Origin of the sequence: Dyadobacter sp. CECT 9275, assembly GCF_907164905.1 — a bacterium.
Classification (GTDB): Bacteria; Bacteroidota; Bacteroidia; order Cytophagales; family Spirosomataceae; genus Dyadobacter; species Dyadobacter helix.
This window is the reverse complement of the sequence record NZ_CAJRAF010000002.1, coordinates 1,105,366-1,119,901: the sequence shown is the minus strand read 5'-3', so window position 1 is coordinate 1,119,901 and position 14,536 is coordinate 1,105,366. Positions and strand designations below refer to the sequence as shown.

Sequence of the window (14,536 nt, the reverse complement as noted above, 5' to 3'; positions counted from 1 at the left end):
CGATAAAATATCTTCCTTACACCGGTGTGGCCATCTCCTCACACGCTTCAGCGCACCGTCGGCAAGCTTCTGCACATTGCCGGCAGTGATCCATACCCATTTCAGCGTGCTTTTCGCATTCTTCGGCACATGCTTTACAAACGTCTGCACAAACCCTGCATAGGTGTGCACTGAAACTACTTCCCAAACTCATTACTTCTGCCGCGCTGCGGCAAATAGCAGCACATTCCAGATCAAGCTGGATACATTTGGCCATATGGGCTACATGTTCTTCTTTTAAGCACTCTGTTGCACAGTGGCTGCAAGCTACTGCACATGCCACACAGGCATCAATACAGTCTTTGAATTGTTGATGTGCCATAAGGTATTTTTTTTATTTTTATATGAAAAATTATTTACTTCTGTTCGCTAGTAAAAATGCCTGGAACGCTGCATCTTCCTTACACCGGTGTGGCCATCTCCTCACACGCTTCAGCGCACCGTCGGCAAGCTTCTGCACATTGCCGGCAGTGATCCATACCCATTTCAGCGTGCTTTTCGCATTCTTCGGCACATGCTTTACAAACGTCTGCACAAACCCTGCATAGGTGTGCACTGAAACTACTTCCCAAACTCATTACTTCTGCCGCGCTGCGGCAAATAGCAGCACATTCCAGATCAAACTGGATACATTTGGCCATATGGGCTACATGTTCTTCTTTTAAGCACTCTGTTGCACAGTGGCTGCAAGCTACTGCACATGCCACACAGGCATCAATACAGTCTTTGAATTGTTGATGTGCCATAAGGTATTTTTTTTATTTTTATATGAAAAATTATTTACTTCTGTTCGCTAGTAAAAATGCCTGGAACGCTGCAATTTCCTTGTTTTGTTCCTCAATAATCATCGTTGATAAGGTTTTCAGCTGAGCACTTTTACCTATTAATAATTGCATTTGAGCCATTTCCGTGGCACTTTGATGATGCCCAATCATTAATGTGGCAAAATCCTGGTCTATGCTGCCATTGATGATCTGAAGATCTGACTGTTTTTCCATACGCTCCATTCCTTCCATCATTTTCATATGGAACTCCATATTCATTGTTGTAGGCGTAGCGCTGGCAAGAAATGAGTCTAGGGTAGCAATCTCCTTTTGCTGAGCATCAATTATGGCTTGCGCCATAGCTTTCATTTCACTGTTGCTTCCAGATTTTAACTCTAATTCAGCCATCTCTATTGCACCCATATGATGCATTTTCATCATAGTAGCATAGTCAATGTCGGGATCCTGGGTTACTTTCATCGTTTCCATTTCGGCCATCATATCGTGCATCACTGTCATCATTTGATTTTGGTCATGCGCTTGAATAGTGATTTTATCATCACCATCGTTATCGTCCGAACATGCGGTGGTAAAAGCCATAAGAACTGCAAGTCCTAACATTCTGTACGTTGTCTTCATGGGGTTGTCTTAAAATAAAGTTTAATCAGCCTGATTCTCAGGCTGATTAAGTAATAAAAAAACTATGCCATTACCTGCTTGATGCAGGACAATCTAAATATTATGATCACTCTACTTTCTCTATAACAAAGCCTGCCTCTTTCACGGCTGATATGATACTGTCTTCATTACCGTCAGAGCTTACCGTTAAAATCTTTTCCGGATTATTAATATCCACATCCCAATTACCAGTTCCAGCGGTTTCATTTAAACCAGATGTAACTTTTGCCACACAACCACCGCATTTAATATTTGTTTTGAATTTTAGAGTTTCCATTAAATTGTCTGTTTTGAATTTGAATTAATTGTAAGTACGTATTCTTGCTGATGCAAATTTTTAAAGCTTCGCTGTCTTTAACCTTAAACTATTACTTACTACTGACACCGAACTGAGTGCCATTGCCGCTCCGGCGATCATTGGATCAAGTAAAAAACCATTGATGGGGTACATTAGGCCGGCAGCAATTGGGATACCGATCAGGTTGTAGATAAAAGCCCAAAACAGGTTTTGTTTTATTGTCTTAACTGTTTTGCCTGAAAGCTTTAATGCTTTGGGTACCATGTTCAGATCAGAAGTAATCAAAGTCATTTTTGCAACATCCATAGCGATGTCCGATCCCTTACCCATCGCAATACTGACATCTGCCTGAGCCAAAGCATGACTATCATTGATCCCATCCCCAACCATGGCTACTATCTTTCCCTTTGATTGCAGCTCTTTAATAAAATCTGCTTTCTGAGAAGGCATTACATCTGCCTTAAAATGTTTCAATCCAACCTGTTGGGCCACAGCAGCTGCCGTTTGTTTATTATCACCTGTCAGCATATAAACCTGGATACCTCTGTCTTGCAATGTTTCAATAGCTTTCTTGGACGTAACCTTAATTTTGTCAGCAATGGCAATGACTGATATTACCTCTGTGTTATTTGCAAAGTAGATTACTGTTTTTGCCTGTTGTTGCCATTTTTCTGCTCCGGAAGAAAGCCCGCTATTGATGCTGATATTATTCTCATCCATTAATTTTTTGTTCCCGACGAAATATTCAGTCCCATCGTAATTGGCCTTTACGCCCAAACCCGTTAAACTTTCAAACTGCTGCAGGCTTACACCTTCAATGCTTTCCTCTTTGAGAAAGCTGGTCACGGCTTCTGCCAGAGGGTGTTCTGATTGGGCTTCTATTGCAAATAGTATTTGCTTGAATATCTTTGGCTCACCCTTAATTGCATTCCAGGAAATGTCAGTAACCACAGGCTTACCCTCGGTTATGGTGCCGGTTTTGTCCAGGATTACCACATTTACCTTATGGCCTAGTTCCAGGCTTTCGGCATCTTTGATTAAGATATTGTTTTCAGCGCCTTTCCCTATACCTACCATAATGGCGGTAGGAGTAGCGAGCCCAAGTGCGCATGGGCAGGCAATGACAAGCACGGTAACGGAAGTTAAAAAGGCGTGTGTAAACGCATTTTCGCCTCCAACCAGCATCCAGGTTACAAATGTCAGTGCAGCGATACCGATCACGACTGGCACAAAAATACCGGCTATCTTGTCAACCAGCTTCTGAACAGGCGCTTTACTTCCCTGGGCCTCTTGCACCATCTTGATGATCTGGGCAAGGATCGTATCACCTCCTACCTTTTGTGCTTTAAATTGAAAGCTACCCTTCTGATTGATTGTCCCTGCAAAGACTTGTTCTCCCTGACTTTTTTCCACAGGCACAGGCTCCCCGCTGATCATACTTTCATCCACAAATGAGCTTCCATCTGTCAGAACACCATCAACCGGGATTTTTTCACCAGGTCTGACCAGTAAGATATTATCAGCCTTTACTGCCGCTATTGGTATTTCCTGCTCTAAGCCATTGACAATAGCCCTGACGGTTTTAGGCTGCAAGCCTATCAATTTTTTGATCGCTGACGAAGTATTGGACTTTGCTTTTTCCTCCAAGAGTTTCCCCAGGGAAATAAATGCAATGACGACAGCTGCTGCTTCATAATATACGTGTGCATGCAAGCCCCTGCTATGCCAGAACTCGGGATAGATGGTGTTAAAGGCACTAAACACAAATGCAATCCCGGTGCTTAAAGCAACCAGGGTATCCATGTTGGCTTTGCCGTATCTAGCCTGTTTAAAGGCATTAATGAAAAAGCTTCGTCCTAAATAGAATACAACAGGCGCTGACAATGCCATCATGATCCAATTTCCATAAGGGACTTTGTCCATAAAAAACATCCCGATGATTACAATTGGCAAAGAAAGAACGGCTGCCCAGATTGTACGTTTCTTTAACTGCTCATACTGTTTTAACTGGGCTTGTTGCTGCTCCAGCTGTGGGTCCTGTGAATCAACAATCAGGTCATAGCCGACAGAGCGGATTAAATTCTGTAAGTCTACTGGCTTAAGGGTTTGGTCATATTCAGCCCAAGCTGTTTGATTCGCATAATTTACGCCTGCATCGTGGACTCCTTTTGCTGATTTAAGGATGCTTTCCACACTTACAGCGCATGCTGCGCAGGTCATGCCCAAGACGGGGAAAGTCTTCTTATTATATGTAGTTTTTGAAGGCTTTATAGCGCTTGCTTTTTCTGAAATGAGTGCTTCCATCGTCTTGTAGTGTTTATACAAAATTAAGTCAGGGCACACAAAACTTATTACACAATTAGCTACGAGATGTGCATAGTTTTTAGAATTTAAGAGAGAAGACTATTTGTTTCAGTAAATTACTGTCGGTGCTGCTAATCTCGCTTTAAGCGCTTGCGTTTATTGCGGTACATGGTGTGGGACGGGCAGGGCTTTTTATTTTCATGTCTATCCAGCCGGTCGCTTAAATCAAGCCAATCCCTGCGCTGGTAAGTAGGCTGGAAAGATTCCAACCTACTTTTAATCATTTTATCAAAATGCCGATTTGTCATCACTGAGCTATTTAATTTACTCTGAGCAGTTTTGCATTAATGGCAACAACAATGGTGGATGCGCTCATAAGAACTGCACCCATCGCCGGGCTCAACATAAAAGTAGGATACAGAACGCCGGCAGCTAATGGAATCGCTATCACATTATAACCTACTGCCCAGGCTAGGTTTTGCACCATTTTCCGATATGTAGCCCTTCCAAAAGTGATCATTTGCACTACATCCATTGGGTCACTGTTTACCAGGATGATATCGGCGGTTTCAGCTGCCACATCAGTCCCTGAACCAACGGCAATGCCTACATCCGCCTGAGCAAGTGCAGGCGCATCATTAACCCCATCACCAGTCATGGCAACAATCTCACCTTTATTTTGGAACTCTTTGACCTTGTCTTGCTTTTCATGGGGCAGCACATTTGCCAGGTATCCATCCATATTCAGCTTCGTGCTGACTGCTTCCGCAATTTTCTCATTGTCACCTGTAAGAAGGAAGGTTTTAATGTTCATCTTTTTCAGTTCAGTGATAGCCTGGGCTGCATTTTCACGGATGCTATCGGCGAAGGTGATCAAACCAACCAGTTTGCCATCAACAAGTATGAAGTTCACCGTGTCTGTCGCCTGATCGACCTGGTCGGGAATAGCGGGCACCGGTTTGTTTTCCTGCTTGAAATAATTAGGTCCGGCTGCTACCACTTTCTTGCCATCTACGATACCGGTCACACCAATGCCTTGCATGTAAGTAAAATCAGTTGACCCCCAGAGCTGCAAGCCTTGTTCTTTTAACTTTCTGATGACCCCATGTGCAATATGATGTTCCGAGTTCTGTTGTACGGCGGCAGCATACTGCAAAATCTGATCTTTTGATAACTGCTCGTCAATTGGTATAATCTGTTGGATTTCATGGGAGCCTTTGGTTAATGTGCCCGTTTTATCGAAAATGATTGTGGTAAGTTTACGCGCATTTTCAAAAGCGGTACGATTTCGGATCAAAAGCCCGTGCGTTGCAGATAGTGTGGTTGAAATAGCAATGACCAAGGGAATAGCAACGCCTAGTGCATGCGGGCAGGATGTTACCATGACTGTAACCATTCTTTCCAGAGCAAACGCAAGATCCTTGCCGCCTGTATACCAGACAATGAAAGTTACGATCCCAACTGTAATTGAAACCAGCGTTAACCATTTCGCAACCTTATCAGCTAAATTCTGAGTATTTGATTTAGCTCCCTGGGCTGTCTTGACCATATCAATTACTTTTTGCAGGTAACTTTCATTGCCTGCACCGGTAACATGGACTTTCAAAACACCATCGCCGTTGATTGCTCCGCCAATTACTTTATCGTCTTTCTGCTTTTGGACGGGCACGCTCTCCCCGGTGAGCATGCTTTCGTTCACATAAGAACTACCTTCCAGGATCAATCCATCGGCCGGGACCTTTTCGCCGGGTTTGACAAGTAATATATCACCGCTGCGAAGGTCTTTTAATGGGATGTCAGTTACCTGATGATCTTTTTCAACATGGACCATTGAAGGAAGCAAAGCGACCAGCGATTCCAGGGCTTGCGAAGCTGCCATCTGCGATTTCATTTCCAGCCAATGCCCGATTAGCATAATATCAATCAAGGTAGCCAGCTCCCAAAAGAAGTCCATCCCTTCCAGCCCAAAAACCACGGCTACACTATACACATACGCAGTAGTAATAGCAACCGCCACCAGGGTCATCATCCCCAGGTTCTTGCTTTTCAGCTCCCTGACAAGGCCCGTCAGAAACGGCCAGCCCCCATAAAAGTATATGATCGTACTTAGTGCTAAAAGCACATATTGATCACCTGCAAACGTCCAGTTAAAACCAATCCACTGCTGGATCATATGCGATAGTAAAAGGATCGGCACTGTGATTGGGTATTTCGGAGAAGTTGACCACCTGATTCCGTGGCAAATTGACCACCTAATTAACTGGCGGCCGGTAGTAGAAAATGCTAGTAGAAGCGATTCAAAATTAGTAAATAAAAGTTATAATTATTCGTAGCTGGTTTCGAGCTCCGTTTTTCGTTTTCTTCTCATTGATTCCCCCTTTAATTCAACCCGGTGTGCATCATGTACTATACGATCTAAAATGGCATCAGCAATGGTTTTTTCTCCTATTACTTCATGCCATTTGCTAACAGGCAACTGAGAAGTAATTATCAGGGATGTTTTTCCGTGCCTGTCTTCTATGATTTCCATCAGTGCTGCCCGGCTCTGGGCATCGAACGGCTGGATACCAAAGTCGTCCAGGATAAGAAGTTGTTGCCGTTCTATTTTTGTAATTTCTTTGATATAGGATCCATCCGCCTTGGCCATTTTGAGTTTGGCAAACAATTTGGGAGTACTGGCATACATTACGCGGTAGCCAAGTATACATGCCTGATGACCAATCGCAGATGCTACATAGCTTTTACCGATTCCGGTACTGCCTGTGATCAGTAGGTTTTCATTTCGGCCAATAAAGGAGCATTCTGCTAGGCGCATGATCTGATTACGGTCAATACTTCTATCAGCATGATAGTGGATATTTTCGACCATGGCCTTATAGCGGAACCGTGCGTACAAGATCTGGCGTTCGACCCGACGGTTATTTCTGTCATCCCATTCAGCGTCAACTAGATGAGCTAAAAGCTCATCCGCCGTGTAATCATTAGTCTTTCCACTTTCCAGGCTACTTTTAAAGGCATGGAACATGCCGTAAAATTTTAGCTTGCGTAACTTTTCCAAAGTGTTTGTGTTCATTTTTATTAATTGTTTAAAGGATTATTGATAATAGTCTTCGCCTCTGATATTATCGTGTTTGGGCATGGGTAATTCGTCTGCAAACAGGCTGTCTTCATATTGATCCATATTTTTTTCCAGTATAGTCTGGATTGTTTTATAGTTGTAGATACCATAGCTTAAAGCCCTTTGGCACGCGCTGATCAGGCGTTGTTCACCAGCTTTCTTCGCAAAAGAGAGGATACCAATACAGGAGCGGTAGGCCTGTTCGGGATGCTGTTTGCGATCCAGGATTTTAAGAATATACAACCTGACATCTTCATGGATCGAGGAAGCCCACTCCAAGAATCGATCTGGTGTCCAGTCTGTTACGAAGCGGTGTGTACTGGCCAGATGTTCTTTATCGGTAGAATAATTATAGGGACTTTTAAGCCTTTTATGAAGGGCGATACGTTCGTAATGATAATATGCTTCAACCACAGAATTGGAATACAACAACTTGACTTTCTTGCCGATAAACCGGTATGGGACACTATAATAGTGCTTGTCAACGCTCAGGCAGACATGTCCGTTCTTCATTACAGTGGCATGTAGCTGTTTTTTGAACTCATAATGCAGGATCGGAAGCGGGGCCAGAGCACTGCGCTCAATTTCTTCAAACTGGAGTCTGCGACTGTAATTACGGCCCCGAAGCAGTTGGTTATTATGAGCCTCGAGAGCAATCAATATAGCTGCGTTTAACTCTGTCAGTGAGTTGTAAACCTGCTTTCTTAAAGGCGCATAAATACGGCTGTAAACGATTTTGACAGCACCTTCCACCAACGCCTTATCTCTTGGCCGGTAAGCGCGTGCAGGTAATATCGTAGTCCCATAATGATCAGCAAAATCGGCAAAGGCCTCGTTCAGCGTAGGTTCGTATTTATTGCTTTTTATAACAGCAGCTTTAAGGTTATCCGGAACAATTGCTGCCGGCACACCACCGATATAATGAAGTGCATTCTCGCAAGCTGCGATCAGATCTTCTTTTTGCTGGCTACTGACTGCTTCCACGTAAGTGAGTTGACTCGCTCCCAGGATAGCCACAAACACTTCAACCTCAGTTAATTCACCAGTCTCTTTATCTACAATACTTAATTTAACACCTGCAAAATCGATGTACAGCTTATCGCCGGCCTTATGGTCCTGATGCATCACAGGGTTAACGCGGGCCTTCCATTTGGTCAGATGAAAGCAAAACTGGGTATAAGCAAATCCTTCCGGAAATTCCTTTTTATAGGCTTCCCAAAGCATATGACGGGTAACACCTGTCCGTTTTAATTCTTTGTCTATTTGCGGAAAACAACGTTGCAGATTCAACAATCTGTCTTGCGGTGGCTGCTGTTTAACCGTTCCGAAAAAGTCATCCAGCTCTTTATCATTCAGGCTGTTGATCTGTTCAAAGGTAAGTCCGCTCGCATCAAAAGTGGTCATGTACTTCTTAGCGGTATTGCGGGAAACACCTGTCTGTTCCGCTATCCAGAGCTTGCTGCGGCCCTGGCTGTACATCCGTAAAATCTGTCTTATTTTGCTCATGCTGATTGTCGAATTGGCCATACCTTTTACACGATTGGTTCGTGCCAAAAATATGGTTGATTCTACAGCATTTTCTAATCTCTCAGGTGGTCAGTTTACTCCGGAATCAGGTGGTCAGTTTGATCCGAAATGGGGTGGTCAATTTCGCCCGGAACAGGTGGTCAGTTTAAACCGAATTGGGGTGGTCAGTTTCACCGAATTTTCCACCCAAAGATTATAGAAAGAAGATTTAATCCCAGCATTGGCCTTTGGGGCCGGATACGGTTCTCGTTTTACTTTCGATAAAATTTAAGTAATGCACAAAAAAATTGACAGGTCGGAAGGTACTATGACATCATTAAGCGGATAAAAAATGATTTTCAGGACAAGTCCCAATGTGGATCAAAAACGAAAGGGGATTTTGAAAAAAGGCGTAAAGATATAGGAATAAAAGGCAGGATTTGGCTTAACTTTTCCGACTAATTTTTAATGGGGGGTAAAATGATACACTCCACCACATGTACCAGCAGTACCATGTTCATCAGCATAATTGATTTATCCCAGAGACACTTAATCAGCCGAATGATGAAGTCGAAACTTATAGTAATATTATTATTGCTAAACTACAATATTTCCAATGCCCAGAGGTATTTGGGAATGACCTCATTCCAAGTAAAGGACGCAACCTACAATATCGAACATATCGATAAAACTGAAAGTGGCAACTCGCATCCAGGGTATTTGAGAATTGCGAATTCAGGGAATACCCTTAAAAATGAAAAGATCGAGATGCCAGCCAAAATCAGGGATCATATTTTAACCGATATTGTGACGACAGAATCAGAGCAAAAGAAAGTAAAAGATATTATTATAGCGAAATTCGCTTCAATAATTGACAAATTTAAAAATGAAACGGTGATAGTGCGTTATTATATTGGCCCTTCTGGTGATATCAGAGAGTTGGAATTTCTTTTGAGGGAGGATACCCAGTTTACACCAGATGAGCTATATGCGCTGGAAGAAACCTTAAAAAAAGACTATAAATTCAAAATTGAGAATAACGGTATGGAGGGAGTAAGTTTTGTGCCATTACATTGGGCAATCCGTTTTCGTCAGGACTGATCAATCGAACTGGAATATTCTATGACCTAACCACTTCATTATGATACAGGCGGGGATCTTTACGCGAAATAAGCGGGCACGCAGGGTGGGCAGATGAAGGCGTATACCTGATCCGTTTGACACCCTGTGTATCTTCCGGCATATCCGTGGGCTGCAGGTCTGTTCACATCTTGCCTGTCAGTTGCGTGCGATGCATCCTTTTTTTTGACTTATATTCGGTCGGTAGTACATTAAATTTGGCTTTAAAGGACTTTGCGAAGTAGTTGGGTGCGGTGAAGCCTGTCATGTACGAAATCTGAGAGATACTCAGATCACTGTTTTCCAATAGCACCGCCGCTTTTTCGAGCTTTATCGAGCGAATGAATTCGATTGGCGTTTGTCCGCTCATTTCAAGTACTTTATTGTATAAAGTTCCGCGGCTCATTCCCACGTGTTTACTAAGATTTTCCACGCTAAGCTGTGAGGTATGCAGATTATCCTCAATATAAAAAAGGATATCTTTTAGAAGCTTTTCCTGGTTAGACTGGATCTGTGGCTCCTGCCCTGATATTTTGATATGCCGGGAATACACTCCTTTTAACAAACGGCCCAGCAGGATCAGATTATTGATTTTGGCATTCAGAATTTCGAAATTAAATGGTTTTGTGAGGTAATCGTTTGCTCCGGAGCTGAGGCCTTCCAGTTGCTGCTGCTCACCGATCGAAGCGGTTAAAAGTATGACTGGAATATGTTGCGTCCTTTTGTCGGATTTGATTTTCTGGCTCAGGGTAATGCCGTCCATCTCAGGCATTGCAATATCGCTTACAATAAGTTCGGGATGGTGGCTCAGGGTTTTCTGCCAGCCCTCTTTTCCATTAATGGCTTCTATTACGTTATAAAATGGCATCAGACTTTCTTTGAGATAGTGTCTGAACTCATCGTTGTCTTCAATGATCAGGACATTGGAGGGATCCTCGGTATTAGGCTTTTCCTGCTTGATGACGAAAGTATCAATAGCCATTTGTGCCGGCTCAGGATTACGCTTTTCAGGTAGAGATACTGGCTGGCAGTCAGTTCCGACGGGAAGCTTAACGATGAAGGTAGTACCAGAACCAGGATGGCTTTGGACCGTAATCGTTCCCTGGTGTAACTGTACAAATTCCCGAACGATAGACAAGCCGATGCCACTTCCCTGGTTGAGTACGGAAGGGTCCGTGTCATTTTGGAAAAAGCGGTCAAAAATTTTGTCGTGTTTATCCTGAGGAATACCAATACCGGTGTCAGTGATAGTGATCAGGAGCCATTGTTTTTCTTCCTGGTCGGTTTGCTGAGAAATTTCCAGGGTTACCTGGCCACCATTAGGCGTAAATTTGAAGGCATTCGACAGCAGGTTGAACAGGATCCGTTCCAGCTTGTTTGCATCAAAATCCATGTATAGCTGGCTGAGCGTACTGACAGTTTTAAACTGAATACCTTTTCTGATCGAAAGGTCGCTGAACTGATCACTGGTATCTTTAATGTATGAAATGATATCGTTACGGCACAGATCCAGATTTACCTCCTGCTGCTGCATGTTTTTCAAATCCAGCAGCTGATCCACCAGGTTGAGCAGTCGCTTTGCGTTCCGTTTTATAGCTTCCACCGGGGGATTCAGTTCCGTCGTTTTGGTCTTGGCCAGCAAAGTCTCCACCGGTGCCAGAATCAAGGTAATGGGTGTTCTGAACTCATGACTCAAATTGGTAAGAAACTTTATTTTGAGCCTGTCAAGTTCCTGCGCTTGTTCAGCTTCCGCACGTTGCTGCTGTTCTTTAAACTGCCTTTGCAGCTTTTGTATACCGCGGCGCCTCATTAAAAACAAAATGACAAGCGGTGTCAGAATATAAAAAATATAGGCATAGATGGTAAGGTAGAAAGGCGGTTTTACGATAATCTCAACCGAGGTGGTTTGAGGGCTCCAGTTAATACCGTCCCTGCTGGCCTGCACTTCAAATACATAATTGCCCGGTCCCAGGTTGGTGTAGCTGACAAAGTTATTCAGACCGGTTTCGTTCCAGTCGGTTTGCATGCCCAGGAGTCTGTGCCGGTAATGTACCTGCTTGGGATTGGTGTAATCCAGCGCGGCGTACCCAATCGAAAAATTCTGTTTGTAGTCCAGGCTGATTGTTTTGGCCACTGAAATATCGGCGTCTATGAAATTTGAATCGGCCGGAGTAATAATACGGTTGCCTATCCTGAGATCTTTCAGAATAATGGGTGGCATGTTTTTGGCTGAGGGCAGGCTACGCGTATCGATGTAATTGAATCCTGCAATTCCTCCGAAAAAAAGCATGTTATCCGAAGCGCGGAGACCCGAGCCAAGTACAAATGTCCGGTCCTGAATTCCGTTGTGCGTGGTGTAGTTTGTAAATTTTTTCTTTTTAATATCCAAAGAGCTGATCCCCTGGTTGGTACTTACCCAGATGCGCCCCTGGGCATCTTCGAGTATCTTGTTGATGGTATTACTGGCTAATCCCTCTTTTTCTCCGTAAGAAATGAATTTTCCGGATCGTTGATCATACAGGGCCAATCCTTCTCCAAATGTACCCACCCAGATATTCCCTTTTTTATCTTCTAAAATAGATGCCACGATATTGCCTGGAAGGTTGCTGGATTGTTTATCCAGCAGCACCGATTTGCGGGTGACCGGATCATAGACAGCAATACCTGTGCCGTGTGAGGCGATCCAGAGCTTGCCCTGTTTGTCCAGTAAAATATCCCGGATGTAGCCATTGAGCGGAATAGGCCGCTGGGAAACCGGCGTCCCCTGATTGAAATATCTTGTAAACCGTTCTGTTGCCGGATCAAACAACAGTACGCCTCCGCCATTGGTGCCGACCCACAGCTTGCCTGACTTGTCTTTTTCGAGACAGAAAATCTCATTGCTGCTCAGGCTGGTAGAATCTTTCCCACGGATGTACTGTGTGTAGCCGCCTGTTTTTGGGTTAAACCGGAAGAGCCCGTCCTGAAACGTTCCGATCCAGAGTTCATTTTCAGATACTAGTTCGAGCGTCAGAATAGCCAGTCCCGAGGCGGCATTCTTGTTTTTAGGATTGATCGGGAATTTCCTGAAAAGATTGGTGCTGCGGTTATACTGATTAAGTCCTCCGCCATCTGTACCTACAAATATTTCTCCGGATCCGGTTTGGGCAAAAGAGGTGACAAACGGTCCGCTCAAACCATACGGGTCGTTCACATCAGATCTTTTCAATCCGAAAATCGCCAGATTTTTATCAAACTTATTCACGCCCCCCTTATAGGTTCCCAGCCACCAGATGCCTTCATTATCTAACAGTATGCAGCGCACCGATTTGTTAGTCAGACTGAACTGCGTTCTAGGATCAGGGCTGTACCGCGAAATGTTTCCGTTGCGGGTATCAAGAATGTTAAGTCCGGCGTCCGTGCAAATCCAGATGTGATGGTCGTTTTCCAGTGCGATTGCAAAGACCATATTGGTACTCAGAGAATTTTTATTGCCCGGTTGGTACTGAAAGTGCCTGATGAGCTGTCCGTCCGCATTAAGCTGAATTAAACCACTGTAGGTACCTACCCATATATTTCCATGACGGTCCTCGAGAATAGACTTTACGGTACGGGCGCCATCTTCGTTCGGTAAAAATTCCAGGTAGTTAATGTATTCATCGTCTTGATGGGCCGGGTCGATTCGGAACAAACCATTTTTTGATCCGATCCATACTCTTTGCTTGCTGTCGATGGTAACGGAGAGTATCAGGCCTTTGGATATCTGGTCGGGAATGTCGGATACAGCGGAAAATGTATGGATCTGATGGCTCTCTGCGTCCACATGAACGAGTCCACCTGTTGTGCCTACCCAGAGTTTCCCGGTTGCGTCACTGGTGATACTTGTGACGCTATGCGGAGAGGGGATACTCACAAACGAATCCTTTCTTCTGTCGTAGAGGTGCAGCCCTCCCCCAATCGTACCCACCCAGATCCGGCCCTTGTGGTCCTGATGCAAGCTGGAAATATCACTGGATCTTAGCGATGTGGAATCTTTCTTGTTATGGCGGTACACCTGCACATCTGTGCCATCAAATCGGTTCAGTCCGTCGTCAGTTGCAAACCACATCAGGGCATGACTGTCTTTTAAAATAGCAGTCACGGTATTGGATGATAGCCCGTCTGTCGAGGTAAGCGATGTAAATTTGGGCTCGATACGCTGGGCTTGTGCAGCAGGCAGTACCGAGCTTAGCAGGATAGCTAAGTAAGTAAAACGGATTATAAAAAGGATCCTGGAGTGCATGGATGGATGAGATTCAAATAGCAACCCAATTATATAGCGACTAGATTTTAAACTGCTTTAAACGGTTGCAGAGAGGATACTCCCTGCATGATATGATGCCTCCACCTTTTGATGATAATTTCTATGCGAAAAACGGGAAAATAATGCTAAAAATACAAGATTGTCTCCGAATCGGGCATTTTTTTAGCGCATTTGAACAATTGTATCTTTAAAATGAACAAATATGCTCACACCCGAGTGTTGTCGTGAACTACTTTTGTAGAAAATAAATCAAATAATATCTGGAAAAAATTATGAACAGTCCTCATGTGCATGCTTAGCACTCAAAAGCAGTCCGGATCGCCATTGTGATCTGAACGCCTCAGATGAGCAGATACATTGGAACGGTATAACTATGTCCAAATTTAGTATTGTCAAATTGACACTAATTTATTTCCACAGTAGCAGAT

Annotated in this window: 10 protein-coding genes; 1 reads left to right on the top strand and 9 read right to left on the bottom strand. The window is 43.8% G+C overall.

Annotation, left to right across the window (positions count from 1 at the left end):
- Nucleotides 1-16: 16 nt before the first annotated feature.
- The 8 genes from KOE27_RS30045 to istA all read right to left on the bottom strand — a co-directional run bounded on the left by KOE27_RS30045 (nt 17) and on the right by istA (nt 8,728).
- Complete coding sequence (locus tag KOE27_RS30045; protein WP_310590076.1) at nt 17-193, bottom strand: four-helix bundle copper-binding protein; 177 nt, start codon at nt 191-193, stop codon at nt 17-19.
- Between the two features lie 247 nt (nt 194-440).
- Entirely contained in the window at nt 441-617 is a 177-nt protein-coding gene (locus tag KOE27_RS29960) for a four-helix bundle copper-binding protein (RefSeq protein WP_310590076.1), read from the bottom strand.
- A 198-nt stretch (nt 618-815) separates the two neighbouring features.
- Nucleotides 816-1,442 (bottom strand): DUF305 domain-containing protein, encoded by a 627-nt coding sequence (locus tag KOE27_RS12620; protein ID WP_215239233.1) that lies wholly within the window; start codon nt 1,440-1,442, stop codon nt 816-818.
- Nucleotides 1,443-1,548: 106 nt separating this feature from the next.
- Nucleotides 1,549-1,758, bottom strand: a complete 210-nt coding sequence (locus tag KOE27_RS12615) for a heavy-metal-associated domain-containing protein (RefSeq protein ID WP_082218007.1) — start codon at nt 1,756-1,758, stop codon at nt 1,549-1,551.
- Between the two features lie 60 nt (nt 1,759-1,818).
- Nucleotides 1,819-4,083 (bottom strand): heavy metal translocating P-type ATPase, encoded by a 2,265-nt coding sequence (locus tag KOE27_RS12610; protein WP_215239232.1) that lies wholly within the window; start codon nt 4,081-4,083, stop codon nt 1,819-1,821.
- Between the two features lie 319 nt (nt 4,084-4,402).
- Nucleotides 4,403-6,256: a copper-translocating P-type ATPase gene (locus tag KOE27_RS12605; RefSeq protein WP_215239231.1), complete on the bottom strand. Its 1,854-nt coding sequence runs from the start codon at nt 6,254-6,256 to the stop codon at nt 4,403-4,405.
- Nucleotides 6,257-6,406: 150 nt separating this feature from the next.
- Nucleotides 6,407-7,156, bottom strand: coding sequence for an IS21-like element helper ATPase IstB (gene istB, locus KOE27_RS12600; RefSeq protein ID WP_215236847.1), 750 nt, complete (start codon nt 7,154-7,156; stop codon nt 6,407-6,409).
- 21 nt (nt 7,157-7,177) lie between these two features.
- Nucleotides 7,178-8,728 carry an IS21 family transposase gene (istA, locus tag KOE27_RS12595; RefSeq protein WP_215236846.1) on the bottom strand — a complete coding sequence of 517 codons (1,551 nt, stop codon included), beginning with the start codon at nt 8,726-8,728 and terminating at the stop codon, nt 7,178-7,180.
- A 540-nt stretch (nt 8,729-9,268) separates the two neighbouring features.
- Here istA and KOE27_RS12590 point away from each other — a divergent pair.
- The gene (locus tag KOE27_RS12590) at nt 9,269-9,808 is read left to right on the top strand and encodes a hypothetical protein (protein WP_215239230.1); all 540 of its coding nucleotides are present in this window, start codon (nt 9,269-9,271) and stop codon (nt 9,806-9,808) included.
- Between the two features lie 163 nt (nt 9,809-9,971).
- Here KOE27_RS12590 and KOE27_RS12585 read toward each other — a convergent pair whose 3' ends face one another.
- Nucleotides 9,972-14,087, bottom strand: coding sequence for a hybrid sensor histidine kinase/response regulator transcription factor (locus KOE27_RS12585; RefSeq protein ID WP_215239229.1), 4,116 nt, complete (start codon nt 14,085-14,087; stop codon nt 9,972-9,974).
- Between the last annotated feature and the right edge of the window lie 449 nt (nt 14,088-14,536).

What these genes read in the sequence shown, in the direction of transcription:
- KOE27_RS30045 (WP_310590076.1), bottom strand. Translation starts at nt 193, where the DNA reads ATGAGTTTGGGAAGTAGTTTCAGTGCACACCTATGCAGGGTTTGTGCA.
- KOE27_RS29960 (WP_310590076.1), bottom strand. Translation starts at nt 617, where the DNA reads ATGAGTTTGGGAAGTAGTTTCAGTGCACACCTATGCAGGGTTTGTGCA.
- KOE27_RS12620 (WP_215239233.1), bottom strand. Translation starts at nt 1,442, where the DNA reads ATGAAGACAACGTACAGAATGTTAGGACTTGCAGTTCTTATGGCTTTT.
- KOE27_RS12615 (WP_082218007.1), bottom strand. Translation starts at nt 1,758, where the DNA reads ATGGAAACTCTAAAATTCAAAACAAATATTAAATGCGGTGGTTGTGTG.
- KOE27_RS12610 (WP_215239232.1), bottom strand. Translation starts at nt 4,083, where the DNA reads ATGGAAGCACTCATTTCAGAAAAAGCAAGCGCTATAAAGCCTTCAAAA.
- KOE27_RS12605 (WP_215239231.1), bottom strand. Translation starts at nt 6,256, where the DNA reads ATGATCCAGCAGTGGATTGGTTTTAACTGGACGTTTGCAGGTGATCAA.
- istB (WP_215236847.1), bottom strand. Translation starts at nt 7,156, where the DNA reads ATGAACACAAACACTTTGGAAAAGTTACGCAAGCTAAAATTTTACGGC.
- istA (WP_215236846.1), bottom strand. Translation starts at nt 8,728, where the DNA reads ATGGCCAATTCGACAATCAGCATGAGCAAAATAAGACAGATTTTACGG.
- KOE27_RS12590 (WP_215239230.1), top strand. Translation starts at nt 9,269, where the DNA reads ATGATGAAGTCGAAACTTATAGTAATATTATTATTGCTAAACTACAAT.
- KOE27_RS12585 (WP_215239229.1), bottom strand. Translation starts at nt 14,087, where the DNA reads ATGCACTCCAGGATCCTTTTTATAATCCGTTTTACTTACTTAGCTATC.